At 69.3% G+C, this 16,058-nt stretch carries 14 protein-coding genes and 2 pseudogenes; 7 read left to right on the forward strand and 9 right to left on the reverse strand.

The features are described from left to right. Positions 1 to 164: 164 nt before the first annotated feature. The gene (locus QTQ03_RS23025; RefSeq protein WP_289279839.1) at positions 165 to 386 is read right to left on the reverse strand and encodes a hypothetical protein; all 222 of its coding nucleotides are present in this window, start codon (positions 384 to 386) and stop codon (positions 165 to 167) included. A 312-nt stretch (positions 387 to 698) separates the two neighbouring features. Between QTQ03_RS23025 and QTQ03_RS23030 the strand changes: the two genes are divergently transcribed. From QTQ03_RS23030 to QTQ03_RS23040, 3 genes and pseudogenes are all read left to right on the forward strand, one after another. Next, on the forward strand, positions 699 to 1,322 hold the full coding sequence (locus QTQ03_RS23030) for a hypothetical protein (protein WP_289279840.1): 624 nt from the start codon (positions 699 to 701) through the stop codon (positions 1,320 to 1,322). Between the two features lie 506 nt (positions 1,323 to 1,828). Continuing rightward, a pseudogene (locus QTQ03_RS23035) lies at positions 1,829 to 2,041 on the forward strand (FAD-dependent monooxygenase); the annotation flags it as partial. A gap of 98 nt (positions 2,042 to 2,139) precedes the next feature. Next, the gene (locus QTQ03_RS23040; protein WP_289279841.1) at positions 2,140 to 2,277 is read left to right on the forward strand and encodes a hypothetical protein; all 138 of its coding nucleotides are present in this window, start codon (positions 2,140 to 2,142) and stop codon (positions 2,275 to 2,277) included. 44 nt (positions 2,278 to 2,321) lie between these two features. On the opposite strand, the gene QTQ03_RS23045 is transcribed toward QTQ03_RS23040, so the two are convergent. Next, positions 2,322 to 4,043, reverse strand: a complete 1,722-nt coding sequence (locus tag QTQ03_RS23045) for an IS1182 family transposase (RefSeq protein WP_289280931.1) — start codon at positions 4,041 to 4,043, stop codon at positions 2,322 to 2,324. 218 nt (positions 4,044 to 4,261) lie between these two features. On the opposite strand from QTQ03_RS23045, the gene QTQ03_RS23050 reads away from it, so the two are divergent. Beyond that, positions 4,262 to 5,632, forward strand: a complete 1,371-nt coding sequence (locus QTQ03_RS23050; protein ID WP_289279842.1) for an MFS transporter — start codon at positions 4,262 to 4,264, stop codon at positions 5,630 to 5,632. A gap of 226 nt (positions 5,633 to 5,858) precedes the next feature. On the opposite strand, the gene QTQ03_RS23055 is transcribed toward QTQ03_RS23050, so the two are convergent. From QTQ03_RS23055 to QTQ03_RS23065, 3 genes are all read right to left on the reverse strand, one after another. Next, positions 5,859 to 6,404 (reverse strand): hypothetical protein, encoded by a 546-nt coding sequence (locus tag QTQ03_RS23055; protein ID WP_289279843.1) that lies wholly within the window; start codon positions 6,402 to 6,404, stop codon positions 5,859 to 5,861. A gap of 175 nt (positions 6,405 to 6,579) precedes the next feature. Next, positions 6,580 to 7,155, reverse strand: coding sequence for an AAA family ATPase (locus QTQ03_RS23060; protein ID WP_289279844.1), 576 nt, complete (start codon positions 7,153 to 7,155; stop codon positions 6,580 to 6,582). A 378-nt stretch (positions 7,156 to 7,533) separates the two neighbouring features. After that, complete coding sequence (locus QTQ03_RS23065) at positions 7,534 to 7,908, reverse strand: YciI family protein (RefSeq protein WP_289279845.1); 375 nt, start codon at positions 7,906 to 7,908, stop codon at positions 7,534 to 7,536. Positions 7,909 to 8,091: 183 nt separating this feature from the next. On the opposite strand from QTQ03_RS23065, the pseudogene QTQ03_RS30430 reads away from it, so the two are divergent. Together QTQ03_RS30430 and QTQ03_RS23070 are read left to right on the forward strand one after the other, a co-directional pair. Beyond that, positions 8,092 to 8,210 (forward strand): annotated as a pseudogene (locus tag QTQ03_RS30430) (DNA mismatch repair protein MutT); the annotation flags it as partial. Positions 8,211 to 8,656: 446 nt separating this feature from the next. Then, positions 8,657 to 9,406 (forward strand): hypothetical protein, encoded by a 750-nt coding sequence (locus tag QTQ03_RS23070; RefSeq protein ID WP_289279846.1) that lies wholly within the window; start codon positions 8,657 to 8,659, stop codon positions 9,404 to 9,406. A 399-nt stretch (positions 9,407 to 9,805) separates the two neighbouring features. Here QTQ03_RS23070 and QTQ03_RS23075 read toward each other — a convergent pair whose 3' ends face one another. After that, positions 9,806 to 10,393 carry a ClpP family protease gene (locus QTQ03_RS23075; protein WP_289279847.1) on the reverse strand — a complete coding sequence of 196 codons (588 nt, stop codon included), beginning with the start codon at positions 10,391 to 10,393 and terminating at the stop codon, positions 9,806 to 9,808. Positions 10,394 to 10,530: 137 nt separating this feature from the next. Next, a complete protein-coding gene (locus QTQ03_RS23080) occupies positions 10,531 to 11,181 on the reverse strand; it encodes a helix-turn-helix domain-containing protein (RefSeq protein ID WP_289279848.1) in 651 nt (216 codons plus the stop codon). Positions 11,182 to 11,335: 154 nt separating this feature from the next. Between QTQ03_RS23080 and QTQ03_RS23085 the strand changes: the two genes are divergently transcribed. Then, positions 11,336 to 12,352: a potassium channel family protein gene (locus QTQ03_RS23085; protein WP_289279849.1), complete on the forward strand. Its 1,017-nt coding sequence runs from the start codon at positions 11,336 to 11,338 to the stop codon at positions 12,350 to 12,352. Positions 12,353 to 12,601: 249 nt separating this feature from the next. On the opposite strand, the gene QTQ03_RS23090 is transcribed toward QTQ03_RS23085, so the two are convergent. Both QTQ03_RS23090 and QTQ03_RS23095 read right to left on the reverse strand, forming a co-directional pair. Next, positions 12,602 to 13,636 carry a 2-oxoacid:ferredoxin oxidoreductase subunit beta gene (locus QTQ03_RS23090; protein WP_289279850.1) on the reverse strand — a complete coding sequence of 345 codons (1,035 nt, stop codon included), beginning with the start codon at positions 13,634 to 13,636 and terminating at the stop codon, positions 12,602 to 12,604. After that, on the reverse strand, positions 13,629 to 15,476 hold the full coding sequence (locus QTQ03_RS23095; RefSeq protein WP_289279851.1) for a 2-oxoacid:acceptor oxidoreductase subunit alpha: 1,848 nt from the start codon (positions 15,474 to 15,476) through the stop codon (positions 13,629 to 13,631). The genes QTQ03_RS23090 and QTQ03_RS23095 overlap by 8 nt, the downstream gene beginning before the upstream one ends. Positions 15,477 to 16,058: the final 582 nt, after the last annotated feature.

Consider the following 16,058-nt stretch of genomic DNA (forward strand, 5'->3'; position numbering starts at 1 on the left):
TCTGATAGCGCGCCCCGCTGCGACCGGAGCCGGGAGACGGGTGGCATGACGCCGTGAGGAGGGCAGGGCTCGGTCGCCGGCGGACCCGGCATGTTCTCGGTTGCCCGGCTGGTTGACAGGGACGTGGACCGGGCCTTGCCAGCGTGGGCGACGGCTGGTGCTGCCTACGGCGGCTCATGTCGGCACAGCGGATCGCGCCCGCACGAGAATGGCTCAGAAACTCGTTGCCAATACGGGCGGAAATCGACGTCGACCGTATCGAGGAGCCGGTGGCGCCGGTCGATAGCGGTCGGCGGGGCCGAGAGGCCAAACATGACGGTCCGGTCGGGTGCCTCGCCGATCCGCTCGATCGGTTGCTGGCGACCGAGATCGATCGTTTTGTTCACCGAACCGTCGCCCAGGGCGGCTCCCCGTGGTCGCTCTGGGCGGCAGCGGGTGTGGTTCAGGCCCCCTCGGCGCACTATGCGCCGATCAATGTTCGCGCTGCTCGGCGGTGGGCCAGTTGGTCGGCGGAGTTCGCGTACGACTCCGACCCGGCTATGGCGATGTTCCCGGGATCCTGCCAGCGCGCAACACTCCCGGCAGATGTGCTCATCAGTTCGTGGTGTTATCGTGCTGGTCATCCACGTGCAACGCTTATCGCGTCTGGCTTTACGATGCCGCTGTTCCCCTGACCGCAACATTGAGGTGGAGAAGGCATGGCTTTCCGAGAACTCCAGGCGATGCAAGTCGCGTACGAGCTGCTGTCCCCGCTCGACCCGGGTGCGCAACAACGCGTCATCGCCTGGTTGTCGGCGGCGCTCGCGGACGCCAGCGGCGCTCCCACGGCGGTGGACGAGTCGGCCGCGCCGGTGAAGCCGGTCGCGCACGTGCCGGCGGACATCACCCCCAGGGACGGCGTCGTGGAGGTTATGGCCGAGTACGCGGCGGCCGAGCTGGACGAGGAGACCGCAGCACCGACGCCCGCCGTCGAACCGGTGGCCGCGGCTGAACCCGAGGTCAGCGCCGAGCTGGAGCCGGTCACCGAGCCGGCGCCGGTGCCGGTGCCGCGGTCCAAGCGAGGCCGGCCAGCGCAGGCGACCGGCCGTCGGGCCGCCAGGGCGGCAAAGTCCGCTACGGCCGTGAAGCCGGTAGAGGCACCGCTGGGCCGTCGAGGAGACCGGCCCAGCGGTGAGCAGTACCTCGCCGACCTCGCCGTCGCCGGCTCGTTCAAAGCACTCGCCGAAAAGTACGGCAAGTCGATTGGCACGATCAGCAACTGGGCCAACCAGCTACGCGAGCAAGGATTCAACATCCCGGTCGGCCGACAGAAGAAGGCCTGAAGCACGACCCGTGGGTAGGGAGTGAAGCCCAGTCAGGGCCCGTCCCTACCCACGGGTACGGACGCTCGGCTCACCGCTTCACCCGGAGCTGAGAACGGTGTCGGATTGCACCAACAGTCCGATCTCGCTCGCGGAACCCGCCCGTCGGTGCCCGTCGCCGGGTGGCACCTGCAACGGCAGCGCACGTTCCGGCTCTCGCGGCCCGGAAGGCTACTTCCGGAGGTTGGGGCGTTTGGCAAAGCGCGCTTCCGGAAACCGGAGCCACCAGCGCAGCCGCCTCCGGTGTCACCCCGGGTTACCGGCGAGAACAGGCCAGCGCGCGGCTCGCGGCGTGAGAGCAACTTCGGGGCCGTGCGGGGTGAGAGCGTGAATCGCGGCTACCAGTACCTCGGACCGGCCGCGACCGGTGGCGGAGGTAGCTGGCGCGCGTCGAGCATTTCCCGGTGTGTCCGTTGGGCGACTCTCTTTCACTAGACCCTGACGATTACGGCAACTGCCGCTGCGGAGCGATACACGCGGCGTCACCGGCCACCGCACAGGGCGCGTCGATGGCGTTGGAGGGCGCCGTGGTGCTGGCGCGCTGCCTGGGTGAGCACGGCGACGTGCGTAACGCCTTCGACGCCTACGAGTCGCTGTGGCAGGAACCGGCCGAGGAGACGGTCGCGGCAGGTGCGCGGCTGAGCAACAACGAGACTCGGTTACCGAGCGGACCGCGGTAACCCTGCCGGGCCATGTTGCCGAACCCCGTCCATGGCCGATCCTCGATCTCTGGTGTCCGGGGGTCGAATGATCTCGTCGGTGTGTCGCGCAGCAGGTGGTGAGCACGAGGGCGTTGGCGACCGCCGCCGGTCACCTGCTCGCCGACCAGCACGTGTCTGGACTGGCCAGGGCGTCGGGGAAGGCGCTCAAGTGTGCCCGAGCGACCGGCGTCACGCTTGACCTCAACCATGGTTGAGGTCGCAGTTTGGACGGGTGCTGGACTCTGCTGCCCAATTCGGTTCAGGCGGCGAGGGCGTGATCGAGGCGTTGGAGGTTGCTGGTCCGGGCTGTTGGTAGGGGGTGGTCGGTCCACCAGGTGTGGAGTCGGACGAGGTTGAGGGCGATCGCGGAGAACACGTGTTGGAGGCGGGTTTTCGCGAGGCCGCGGTAGCGGGTGTGGCGGATGCCGGTGATGTCGAGGGCCTGGTTGATGGTGCCTTCGACGCCGGCGCGCAGCTTGTACTTGTCGTGCCAGCTGTCGCTGGTCTGTCGGGTGCGGGCAGCGGTGAGGGCGTGGTGGAGGTCGCGGGGGTAGAAGGTGAGTTGCCGGCCGCCGCGTTTCGCGGTGGTGCACTGGGCGCGGGCGGGGCACGGGCCGCAGGTGGTGGTGGGGAACTTGACCACGATGACCTCGGTGCCGCGTTGGACCGTGGGGCTCCAGGAGGTGTTGGTGTGTCCTTGGGGGCAGGTGACCTGCCGGGTGTCGAAGTCGATGGTGAAGCAGGTCTTGTCGTAGCCGGTGCGGGCACGGGCCTGGGCGGACTGGTCGAGCAGGGCCGGGGTGACCATGGTGACGCCGAAAGTCTGCGCGGTGGCGATGGTGTCGGCTGAGGGGTAGCCGGAGTCGAGGTAGTGCTCGGCGGGCAGCAGCCGGCGGTCGTGCAGGTGCTGGTGGATGCCGGTGGTGGCTTTCACGTCGGGGACGGTGGCCGCCGTGGTGGCCACGTTGACGATCAGGTTCGGTGTCGGCCGGGGACCGGTCTGGCCGTCGTGGTCGCTGGTGGTGCCGTGCTCGGTGTCGGGGTCGCAGGTCTCGGTCAGGTGGACCTTGTAGCCGTTCCAGAACAGGTCGTCGCCTTTTGCGGCCCACCGGGTGTCGGTGTCGTACGGGGAGGTGATCCGGGATCTGGCGGGCGGGAGACCGTCCGTGTCCGCCTCCCGCCGCCGGATCACCTCCCGCCCCCTGCTGTCGGTGGTGATCAGATAGTTCTGCACCAGCACGGTGCGCAGCGTCCGCACCGCGGGCAGTTCGGCCAGCCAGACCGGGGCGGCAGGGGCGAACACCGCGCGCAGCAGGGCGACGGCGTCGGTGCCGTAGACCTGGGCGAGGCGGTCCCGCTTGGCCTGCGAGGCGGGTAGCCGCCAGGAATCGATGCGTGGCCCGTACCGGTGCGCCCACTCGCCGACGTCGATAGCGGTGGCCAGCCAGTCCGGTGCGGCCACCGACAACGTTTCCAGGCAGGCCCGTACCGACTCGCCGGCCACCTCCAGACGGTTGAGGTCTCGCACCGCGCTGATCACGTGAGTGGAATCGGTGCGCTGCTTACCACCAGCCGCGATCAGGCCCTTGCCGGTCGACACGGTCAGCATCGCGGTGAAGACCTGTTCTTCCAGGCCGTGCTCGACCAGCCGGGTACGGAACTTGGACAGCACGCTGGCGTCGAAGCCGGGATCGGTCAGCTCCAGGCCGAGCGCGTACTTCCAGTCGATCGCCCGGGCGACCATCCGCGCGGCCTGCCGATCGGTCAGGTTCTCCGCGAACTGCAACGCGGTCACCAGCGCTAAGGCGCCCGGCGATTCGGCCGGAGCGCCCCGGACACCGAACGCGGCAGCGAACTGTTCGTCGGTGAACACCTCACCCAGGTGGTCACGCGCTGATATCGCCACGCTGCCGTTCGGGAACGCCGCGCGGGCCACCAGCACCGTCTGATCAGGAATCTGGACCCGCGACCGCGGCCGCATCGACACCCGTACACCCCATCCCGCAGCCACCGACGGAAGGAACACGACCGCGAACAGGGATCATGACCCCGTAACCGGCCAGTACGAACGATCCCGACGGCGTGTCACGAATTCGGCAGCAGAGTCGTGCTGATCGACTGGCGGCCCCGGGCGGGCCGCGAACTGCGCCGGGTCCGCCGACTGGCGGTGGGCCCGGCGCCCGACGTTCGGGGCGCCGGATGAACGACACGGTGACGCCCTCGGCTCTGCCCGTGCCGGACGGAGGGCTGTCCGCGCCGCATCTGCGGCCGGTGACGGTGGGCAGCGTGGCGCTGGTTTCTCTGCTGGCGTTTGAGGCGTTGGCCGTCGGCACCGCCATGCCGACCGTCGCGCGCAGCCTCGACGGCATCGCCCACTACGGCATCGCGTTCGGTGGCCCCCTTGCGGCGGGGGTGTTCGCCATGGTGCTGTCCGGCCTGTGGTCGGACATGCGGGGACCGCGCGCGCCGGTGTGGCACGGACTCGGGTGGTTCGTGGTGGGCCTGGTGGTGGCCGGGAGCGCCACGTCTATGACGGCCCTGGTGGTCGGTCGGGTCGTCCAGGGGTTCGGCTCCGGCCTGCTCTCCGTGGCGCTGTACGTGGTCGTGGGCCGGGCGTACCCGGAGCGGTTGCACCGGCGGATCTTCGCCGCGTTCGCGTCGGCATGGGTCGTACCGTCGCTGGTCGGTCCGGCCGTGGCCGGCCTGGTCGTCGAGCACCTCGGCTGGCGGTGGGTTTTCCTGGCGGTGCCCGCCGTGGCAGTGCCGGCGGGACTGCTGATCCATCCGGGTCTGCGGGCGATCGGTACGGCAGCGCCGGCGGGTCGTCCGTCCGGAGCGCTGACCCGGCTCGGCTGGGCCGGTGCGGCGGCGGCGAGCTCCGCGCTGTTGCACGTCGGAGGGCAGCAGCGTGGGCTCGCCGCCGGAGCGCTGGTCGGTTCGGCGCTGGCCGGCCTGCTGGTCAGCGCGCCTCGGCTGCTGCCGGCCGGGTTCCTCCGGGCCGCGCGGGGTCTGCCCACCGTGATCGGTCTGCGCGGGCTGGCGTCCGCCGCGTTCGTCGCCGCCGAGGTGGTGATTCCGCTGATGCTCACCCGGGAACGGGGTTTGTCGCCCACCGCCGCCGGGATGGTCCTCACCGTTGGTGCGGTCTTCTGGTCGACGGGCTCGTGGGCGCAGGGTCGGATTCCGACGCCCCGGTCGCGCGCGATGCTGCCGAGGGCCGGCCTCACGTGCGTCACGGCCGGGACGGTCGTGGTGGCGTCCGCTTTGGTGCCGGCCGTGCCGGTGTGGGTCGCTGTCCTCGGGTGGGCGGGTGCCGGGCTTGGGATGGGTCTGCTCTACCCCTCGCTGTCGGTGCTCACCCTGGAGCTGTCCAATCCGGGAGAGCAGGGCCGCAACAGCTCGTCGCTGCAGTTGAGCGACTCTCTCTTCGCCGCGAGCGTCCTGGCCCTGACGGGTGCGTTGCTGGCCGCGAGTGAGGTGCCCGGCCCGGGAAGCTACGCCGGTGCGCTGGCGATCGCCGCCGGGTCGGCGCTGCTCGGGGCCCTGCTTGCCCGTCGGGTGGCGGGCTGACGTAGCCCACCGACCACCGCGATGTCACCGGATGCAACTCCACGGTCGGGTGGGCGCCGAGTTCCCGCGCAATGCCGACCTGGTCGCTGTTACCGTCGCGACCGGGAGGAGGCCCGAACAGGTCAGCCTGGTCGCCCGGGGATGGCGCGCACTTCTGGCGTCGATTTGCCGGGGCTCGGCACGCCAGTGGTGTTGGGCGGCCGTTCACCTCGTCGGTGATCCTCTGCTACGGGCGAGCCGACGCGGGGGTCCTGGGCGTCGACGAGTGGGCCTGGTCTGCCGGCTTGGCCTGTTGCGCCTCGATTGCCCGGATGTGTCGGTAGGCGAACCACAGCGGTGGGAACGCTCCGACAGCGAAGGACAGGTCCACTGCCGTCCAGAACCACGGGATCTCCCGGACCGGTCCGCAGATCAGCGCCAGCGGCACGATTCCGAGACAGGCGATCATGCCGAGTTGGACTACCCAGACGTTGCGCACCGGGTCACGTAGCGGCCCCCAGAACGCCACCGCGAGTACCAGGTGAGCGAACGCGAGCCAGTCGGTCCCGTATCGCATGAACGGGTAGCGGTCTCCGGTCTCGACCAAGCCGATGTGGACCCGTTCAACCCAGGCGACCAGCGCCGGCATCTGGTCGGCGAGCGGGTTGATGGCCCGCAGCAGCCAGCGCACCTCGATGTCGAGTGGGAACGCGGTCACCCCGCTCAGGATCAGTCCCACCACGACGGTCCACAGCCAGGCGCGGGTGCGCCGCAGGCGCTTCTCGACATCCATTCCGGCAGGGTAACGATGAGCTTTTGCCGTTCGCGTCCTCGGCCGGCGGTGCATGTTCCCGGTGGCAGGATCCGCCGGACGGCCGCGAGGCCGACGAGCGGAACGCTCGTGGGGCCGCCCGCCGTCTGCGGGCCTGCTCCGGCGGCGCCGGGCGCAGGTCGGCCAGTGACCGGCCTTACCCGCGTGCCGACCCCGGGCCCGGTTGCCCGAGCCGCTCTACGACGCCGAGGACCATGTCCAGCCGGTCGTGCAGCGGGCCGCTCAGCTCCAACACCGGCGTGTCCACCCAGGCGTTCAGCGGATCTGCGTAGACCATTTCCAGCAGCGCGTCATTCATCCGCGCCCGGAGGCCGGGCAACTCCGTGGCCGGCAGGACCCGCTCTGTCTCGGGCGTGATCGTCGTGATGACCAGCAGGTCGAGGTGTGCGAAGGCGACGCGGAGAGCCGTATCGTCGGCCTCCTCCGACGGGTCCGCGCCAGTCGCGGCCAGGTACGCGAGGTAGTCCAACGGAGTCCGGTCGAAGATCGTCCCTGACGGCGACGGCGACGGCGGCGAGCACAGGCTCCGCACCGAACGGGCAATCAGCGACCGATAGTCTTCCGGCGACGGCGGATACCGGAACTCGTACCCCTCCTCCTCGAGCAGGTGGTACGGCTCGTCCATTGCCAGGTGACCCGGCATCCGGGCACACAGCGCTTCGACGAGCGTCGTCTTCCCGGTCCCGTGCGTCCCGGAGACCCCGATCCTCATCGTGCCCGCTCCTACAGCTTGCCCAATACCAGCCCCGCTCCTGCCGGCTTGCGAACACCAGCGACATCGATGACGCGATCCTGCCAGTCACGACCCTGACGCCGCCGCCCCAAGGAGTGGCCGCTCCGGTGTGGGAGTGGCAGCACCGGCGGCGCCGCATGCTGACCCGGCAGCCCAGCCCGATTCCACCAGCCTTAGCCGCCGGTGGACAACTCGGCGAGACTGGTCGTCCATCAGCGCACAAGCAACGAGTCCGACAGCATGGGTCGCGGTCTGGCTCGTGGACAAGCGCGCCGAGCCCCTGCGGCGCGAAGTCGCGCAGCGGGTCACCGCGTCCCCGGCGGACATGTCGGAGCGGGCGACTCGGGCCGTCGCCCGTCAGCGGTCACCGTCGGTGCCGGTCATCAGCGGCCACACCTCCAGGCCGCCCCCGTTCGGGCCGCTGCCGAAGCGCAGGGCGGGGTACGACTGGGCGATCTCCAACGCTCGTTCCTCACTGTCGACGTTCACCATGAAGTATGAGCCGACGTACTCCTTCGCCGCCAGGTACGGGCCGTCGGTAACCACCGGCGTGTCCGCGACCATTCGGACCGACCAAGCCCGGGAAACCAAACCCTGGCGCTCCACCAGTTCACCGGAGGCGCGCAGCGCCTCGTTGAACGCGTCGACCTCGCCGATCAGGGTCCTCAGGTCGTCGGCCGGCGGGCTGTTCCAGATATGCTCGTTGCCATAGATTAACATTAGGTACTTCACCAGGATCTCCTTTCGGCCACCTCACGCAGCATGCCGTAACGAGACCTGCGGCGACCCACGTTCGGGACAGTGCGTCGGCTCCTCGGTAGCTGTTGTTGAACAGGGCTGAGAATGGTCGCATCAGGACTTGCACAAGTGATCTCCACTCGCGTCGGCGTCTCGGACCGGCGCGTCCTTCTAGTTCTGCAGCCCAGCAGTGAGCTCGAGGAGGTGGTCTGGCTCACCTATGCCGACCGCCACCGGATCTCCCAGTCGGCCAGGTCATTTTCGATCGTCTACGGGAGAACGCGCGTACGCGCTGAGGCGAGTCAGCGCGTACAAGGATCACCGGGGCCGGCCGGCCGGGCGGCTGCGGCGGTGTTCGAGCCCGGCCGGAGCACAGCGGCCCGGACGGCGCCGTACGGGTATTGCCCAGGCAGTAGACTTCGGTCGTGTTCCGGTACCCTGTCACGTGACAGGTATCTCCATGGGATAGCGGAGACCTTGGCAAGTCCCCGTTTGCCAGGTGAGAGGCGCCGTTTCCTTTCATGTCCACCTTTGTGGACAGCCTTGTCAGACCGGCCCAGGCCAAAGAGTGGCGAGAATGGTCGCTACCTCGCCTGCGAGTTGGGGCGCGGAGCTACCGACATGCGATAGCTTCTACAGCCGATCGCAGAACTGCATCCGGGAAAGGCCGATGTGTCTGCCGCGTTGTGGGTAGTACGCGGGAGGTGACAGGCGTCTGCATCACCGTGAAGAAGGGCAAGCTATGAGTTCCTATACCATCACCATCACCATCGCCGCGGACGATCCACGTCAGGCGACCACGACCTTGAGGGTCGAGGTGAACGAAACGACCGCGCGTATCAGTGAACTGCTGGTTCGCGCTGGTGAGGGGCACGGGCTGACGGCGGGTCAACTTCCCGCTGCCGACATGGAGTTGCTGGTGAAGGCTGTCGGGCCGGCCGTCGGCGGGCAGCGGGCGATGGGCCTGTCGTCTGCTGCTGCTCAGGACCATGCGCCCGCTGGCCAAAAAGCATCCGTTGCCGACGAGGAGGCCGGCGACGACGAGGTGGACTTGTCTGTTGCGGTAGCCACGTCTACCGCTGATGGATCCACCGCCGACGAGTCGACTGCGGCCAGCTCCGTCCGCGGCGATGTGGCCGGGGTCGGCGTCGCGTCGGAGGGCGGCGTCGCGTCGGAGGGCGGCGTCGCGGCCGGCGTCGCCGTTCCGAAGCAGGCGTCGCGGACGGAAGCGCCGGCTGCTGGCGTCCGAGCAGGCAGGCGTAAGTCTGCCACGCGGAGCACGGCTACGCGTACCGCGCGGAAGGCTGGCCCGAAGCGGGATGTTACGGGGGACAAGGGCCGCGTGTACCGCCGGTCGCCTAATGACCTTGAGGCGGTCTACCAGCAGGCTGGCAGCGCGGCAGCTGTCGCCGATCATTATGGCGTGCCGCGGCACACTGCTCAGGGGTGGATTCGTACACTGCGCCGACGGCAGGCCAGCGCAGCCGAGTAGGAGATTCTGCCCGGCCGGTGACGAATACCCGGCCGGGCAGAGCACGGCGATTGGTACAACCCTCGCGGAGTCAGGTGCCGACGGTAGGGGATGGCGGTTCTTGAACATGTCTCGGCCCGCCGTGACACCGTGCTCGGCCAACTGCTCCGTGGCCAACTGCCCGCTTGTCGGGAGCCAGCTGATCGAGGTGCTCTCCACCGGAGCGCTGACGGTGTACACCGTGCGCCCCGTCCACCGTCTCCTCACCGACCACGGTGACTCCCGCGCTCTCAAGCAGCGTCGTGACCGGCTCGACCGGGTCGGCGTCCTCGAGCTGCCTGTCGCAGTCCATCATTTGGCTGGCGACGGCTGTGGACAAGCCCGGCTTCATCGAGCGGTTGCGGACCGCCGGTGCCGGACTCACGCCGCCGAGAGCTGCTCGGCCCGGCTGATCACATGGTCGACGAGGCCGTACTGGCGGGCCTGTTCGGCGGTGAACCAGCGGTCCCGGTCCCAGTCCCGCTGGACCTCGTCCAGGGTGCGTCCGCTGTGTCCGGCAATCAGCTCCTGCATGGTCCGCTTCACGTGAAGCATGTTCTCCGCCTGGATGGTGATGTCCGCGGCGGTGCCACCCATCCCGCCCGACGGCTGGTGCATCATGATCCGCGAGTGCGGCAGCGCGTACCGCTTGCCCGTCGTCCCGGCGCAGAGCAGGAACTGCCCCATCGAGCCGGCCAGCCCCAGCGCGAGGGTGGCCACGTCGTTGCGGACGAAGCGCATCGTGTCGTACACCGCCATTCCCGCGCTGACCGAGCCGCCCGGCGAGTTGATGTAGAGGGTGATGTCCCGGTCCGGCTCCTCCGCCGCCAGCAGCAGGATCTGGGCGCAGATCCGGTTGGCCGACTCGTCGGTGACCTCGGTGCCGAGAAAGATGATTCCTTCCTTCAACAGCCGTTCGAACACCTGGTCGCCGAAGCTGCGCTGCCCGCCGTCCAACATCTTGATCATTGCGTCCGACCTCCACCGCGCCGGCGGGCGACCGCGCGCCCGGGGAACCGGCGCCTCCAGCCTGCGCGCGCTGGTGGACGGGCTCCCAGGGATTCTGCCGGCGGCAGATCGGCCCAGGGCAGAAGAACCGGAACCGGCTAGCGTGCGGCGAGCCTACGCCGGCCCGTCCGGGCCCGCCGCCGCGCCAGCGCCCCGGTGGTCCGCGCGACGGGGCGACCGGCCGGCGCGGCAGCGATCAGCCGGACCCGCAGCCCGCTCGTACCGAGCGGTGAACCGGCCCGGGCCGGCCCGTCGGCGAGGCGGGGCCCGATCATGTCCGGGGTGGCGCCGACGTGAAGCGGCCGCTCGGGGGACATCGCCCGGAGGGGCCACGAGCCGTGAGTGGTCGCCGGGAGGGGCAACGAGTCGATGGTGGTCACCGAGCGGAATCCGCACGCCGTCGGGCCGTCGGTGTGGAACCCGAACCGTGGCCGCGGCTCACCTGACGTGGCACGTGCGACCGGCACCCGGTCGGACTGGTTCGGCCGGGGTCCGTGCCCCACCCGCTCACCCCGTTCAACGCGGCGGAGGTCGTCACGTGCCTCCTCCAGCAGCTCGGACAGGTGGATCCCCAGCGCCCGGCAGACCGCCGCCAGGATCTCGGACGAGGCTTCCTTGCGCCCGCGTTCGATCTCGGACAGATAGGGCACCGAGACTCCGGCGGCGGCGGCGACCTCACGCAGTGTGAGGCCCTGCCGCTGGCGTAGCCGGCGCAGCACGCCGCCGATCACTCGTCGCAGCAAGGACATGCTCCGCCTCGCCTTCGTGGTCGTCGTCCGGGGTCATCCCCATCATGCCCGCCCGGTGATCCCGGTGGCGTCCCACGGCCTCGGCGTACGGACCGCCAGCTACCCGCTATGTTGTGGGCGTGCAGGCGACAGCGGAGTCCGGGCAGGGCCTACGGTGATCCACTTTCCGGCGCAACGGCGCGACCCGCTCAGTGCGCTGAGTCTCCGGCTGGCCGCCGCGCTGGGTCTCGTCCTCGCCAGCGTCGCGGTGGTCTGGTTCGACCGGAGCGGCTACCGGGACGCCAACAACGAGGGCGAGCTGAGCCTGCTCGACTGCTTCTACTACGTGGTGGTTTCCCTCTCCACCACGGGATACGGCGACATCACGCCGGTCTCCGAGTCGGCCCGGCTGGTCAACGTCCTCTACATCACCCCGGCCCGGGTGATCTTCTTGATCATTCTCGTCGGCACCACCCTGGAAGTACTGACCGAGCAGTACCGGACCGGCCGCCGCCTGTCACGGTGGAGGAGAAGCGTGAAGGACCACGTCATCATCTGCGGCTACGGCACCAAGGGCCGCAGTGCGGTCTCCGCCCTGCTGGAGAACGGCTTCGAGAAGCACCGGATCGTCGTGGTCGAACGCAGCGGTGCCGCGCTGCGGCAAGCCACCTCGGCCGGTCTGGTGGCGATCGAGGGGTCGGCAACCCGCTCGGCGACCCTCAACGAGGCGCACGTCCGTACCGCAAAGGCGGTGATCATAGCGACCGACAGTGACGACGCGTCGGTCCTGGTGGCGCTGACCGTCCGGCAGCTCACCGCCGGGCAGGTACGGATCATCGCGGCCGCCCGGGAGGCGGAGAACGCCCCGCTGCTCAGGCAGAGCGGTGCCCACCACGTGATCGTGTCGTCGGCGACCGCGGGTCGGCTGCTCGGCCTGTCCACCTCGGCGCCGCCACTGATCGACGTCGTGGAGGACCTGCTCACCCCTGGCCAGGGCATGGCGCTGGCGATGCGGTCGGCGGAGCGACATGAGGTGGGCAGGTCGCCACGTGAGCTGGACACGCTGGTCATCGCCCTGGTCCGCAGGGGCAAGGTGGTCACCCTGGCCGACAAGGCGGGCGCGATGATCGAGACCGGCGACATGCTCGTGCACGTCCGTGACGATCGCCCGACGTCGGCTCCCGTACCCTGAGTCAACAGCCGCCCGGTGGGTGCACCTCGCTGAACGTCGACGCAGTTGCCGGCCGTCCCGTGGCTGTCCTAGCAGCTCGTGGAGCGTCTCCCGCGGAGCGTGTCCCGCTTGCCGCCGCCTGAGCCCGTCCGCCACCCTTCCCCGACGAGGCGCCACCGCGCCGAAAGAGTGGCCCTTCCGCAGGAGACAGGCGCTCTTTCGGCGACGTGCCCGCCCAGGTGGGACGAGCTGGCGCCTCGGGCGGGTCGGTCAGCCGATCGTCCAGGTGTCGCCGCTGTTCAGCAGGCTGGCGAGCTGCTGCTCCGGGGTCTCGGTGACCGTCGCCCGGGCGGCGTCGAGCTGACTTCGCACGACGCTGTCGTAGGACGGGCGCTGGACCGACCGGAACACGCCGATCGGGGTGTTCCGGAGATCCAGGCCAGGCAGCCGGGATAGCGCGAAGGCGTACGCCGGGTCGACGACCGTGGTGTCGTGCACGACGATCTCCTCGGCCGGAGTGTCCGCGGTTTCGCGGACCTCCAAGCCGAAGCCGCCGGGCGGGTGGACGACGCAGAACTGCCCGTCCTTGCCGAACGTGATCGGTTGACCGTGCTCCAACCGAATCAAGTGATCGTCTCGGGTGGCCGGCTGCTTGAGCTGGTCGAACGCCCCATCGTTGAAGATGTTGCAATTCTGGTAGATCTCCACGAACGCGGAGCCCTCGTGTTCGGCGGCGGTCCGCAGGACCGACTGAAGGTGCTTGCGGTCCGAATCGATCGTGCGGGCGACGAAGGTCGCCTCGGCCCCGAGCGCCAGCGACAGCGGGTTGAACGGCGCGTCGGCCGAGCCGACCGGAGTCGACTTGGTGATCTTGCCCGCCTCCGACGTCGGTGAGTACTGCCCCTTGGTCAGGCCGTAGATCCGGTTGTTGAACAGCAGGATCTTGAAGTTGACGTTGCGGCGCAGGGCGTGGATCAGGTGGTTCCCACCGATGGACAGCGCGTCGCCGTCCCCGGTCACCACCCAGACCGACAGGTCGGGCCGGGTGGCGGACAAGCCGGTGGCGATCGCCGGGGCCCGACCGTGGATCGAGTGCATACCGTAGGTGTCCATGTAGTACGGGAAGCGCGACGAGCAGCCGATCCCGGAGACGAAGACGATCCGCTCGCGGGGGATGTTCAGCTCCGGCATGAAGCCCTGAACGGCGGCGAGGATCGCGTAGTCACCGCAGCCGGGACACCAGCGCACCTCCTGGTCGGACTTGAAGTCCTTCGCGGTGAGCTTGAGGGCGACGGGCTCAGACATTCTTCAGGACCTCTTCCAGCATCGTCTCCAGCTCGTTCGCCGTGAACGGCAGGCCCCGGACCTGGTTGTAGCCGATCGCGTCGACCAGGTACCGAGCGCGGACCACGTGCGCGAGCTGACCGAGGTTCATCTCGGGGATGACCACCCGGTCGTAGGACCGCAGCACCTCGCCGAGGTTCGCCGGCATCGGGGCGAGATGCCGCAGGTGCGCCTGGGCGATAGCGAGCCCGCGCTGGCGCAGTGCTCGACAGGCAGCGCCGATCGGCCCGTACGTCGAGCCCCAGCCGAGCACCAGCACCCGGGCGTCGCCATCCGGGTCCTCGACCTCGACGTCCGGCACCGGGATCGCCTCGATCCGGGCGGCGCGTGTGCGCACCATGAGGTCGTGGTTGGCCGGGTCGTACGAGATGTCGCCGGTCTTGTCGGCCTTCTCCAGACCGCCGATCCGGTGCTCCAGGCCCGGCGTGCCGGGGACAGCCCACGGCCGGGCCAGGGTCTCCGGATCCCGTAGGTACGGCAGGAAGGTCGTGCCGTCCTCGCCGTTTGGTTGCGTCGCGAACTCGATCCGCAGGTCCGGCAGGGACTCGACGTCAGGCAGGAGCCACGGCTCGGAGCCGTTGGCGACGTAGTTGTCGGACAACAGGATCACCGGCGTGCGGTAGGTCAGCGCGATCCGCGCCGCCTCCAGCGCCGCGTGGAAACAGTCCGCCGGGGACCTCGGGGCGACCACGGCGATCGGGGCCTCGCCGTGCCGGCCGTAGAGCGCCATGTTCAGATCGGCCTGTTCGGTCTTGGTCGGCATACCCGTCGACGGCCCGGCCCGCTGCACGTCGACGATGACCAGCGGCAGCTCCAGGGCTACCGCGAGCGAGATCGTCTCACCCTTCAACGCGACGCCGGGGCCGCTGGTGGTGGTGACGCCGAGCGCTCCACCGTACGACGCGCCGAGTGCCGCGCCGATCGCGGCGATCTCGTCCTCGGCCTGCATGGTGAGTACGCCGAACCGCTTGTGCTTGCTCAGCTCGTGCAGGATGTCCGACGCCGGCGTGATCGGGTACGCCCCAAGGAAGACCGGCAGCCCGGACCGGACTCCGGCGGCCACCAGGCCGAGTGACAGCGCCGTGTTGCCGGTGATGTTCCGGTAGGTGCCGGGCTGCATCCGCGCCGGCTTGACCTCGTACCGGACGGCGAAGTCCTCGGTCGTCTCGCCGAAGTTCCAACCGGCCTTGAACGCGGCGACGTTGGCCGCGACCAACTCCGGGCGGGCTGCGAACTTGCGTTCCAGGAATCGCAGTGTCGACTCGTACGGCCGGGAGTACATCCAGCTCAGCAGGCCGAGCGCGAACATGTTCTTAGCTCGCTCAGCATCCTTCTTGGACACCTCGTGTTCCGCCAGCGAGCCGATGGTCATCGAGGTCAGTGCCACCGGGTGGACCACGTAGCCGGCGAGCGAGTCGTCGTCGAGCGGGTTGGTCTGGTAGCCGACCTTGGCCAGGTTACGCTTGGTGAACTCGTCGGTGTTGACGATGATGTCGGCTCCGCGCGGCAGGTCGGCGAGGTTCGCCTTGAGCGCAGCCGGGTTCATCGCCACCAGCACGTTCGGCGCGTCGCCGGGGGTGAGGATGTCGTAGTCGGCGAAGTGCACCTGGAAGCTCGACACGCCCGGGAGGGTGCCGGCGGGGGCGCGGATCTCGGCCGGGAAGTTCGGCAACGTGGAGATGTCGTTGCCGAGCTGGGCGGTTTCGGAGGTGAACCGGTCGCCGGTCAACTGCATGCCGTCGCCGGAGTCCCCGGCGAAACGGATGACCACCCGGTCCAGCTGACGGATCTGCTTGGTCACGCCCACACCTCGCTTCGGTCGGCGCGGTCGCCCGGGCCGCCAAACCTGATCATGACCTCGCCCTGCCCGGCCACGTGACCTCCTCGGCGCACGGCCGCACCCACTGTCGTGGTTGTCCGGCCCGCTGTCGTTTCTCAACTGAGAGCCTACGTCGGATCACCTCGCCAACTTCTCGAGAGGTCCGCCGAATGGGATCCGGAAGGCTGAACCTGCGACCGATTTGAGGCTGTATGGTCGCGCATGCCGTAATCCCGATCGCCGGTTTCGGTGAGGGGCCGGGCACTGCCCGTCGGCAGGTGGTGGCCTCTCCGCCTTCGAGATTGCGCAGGTGTTCGGCGGGCTCGGGATTCCCGTCGTTTTTCTGACAAGGGAGGCATTCGTTTCTGACATGTGCGGCGCTCGATGTCGCTGGACGACGCCGGATGTGGGATGGGGTTCGGTGTTGGCCAGAGTGTCGGGTCGTCGGGTGGATGTCGTGCCGTCGTTGGCCCGATCACCCACGGCGTTCGCCGCGAGAAGCCGGCCGAGCGCACCGGCCACCGGTGCCGTCAGGGTGAGCGGGGTGCACATTCGTGCCGTGTT

It is taken from the genome of Micromonospora sp. WMMA1363, from assembly GCF_030345795.1.
Taxonomy (GTDB): domain Bacteria; phylum Actinomycetota; class Actinomycetes; order Mycobacteriales; family Micromonosporaceae; genus Micromonospora.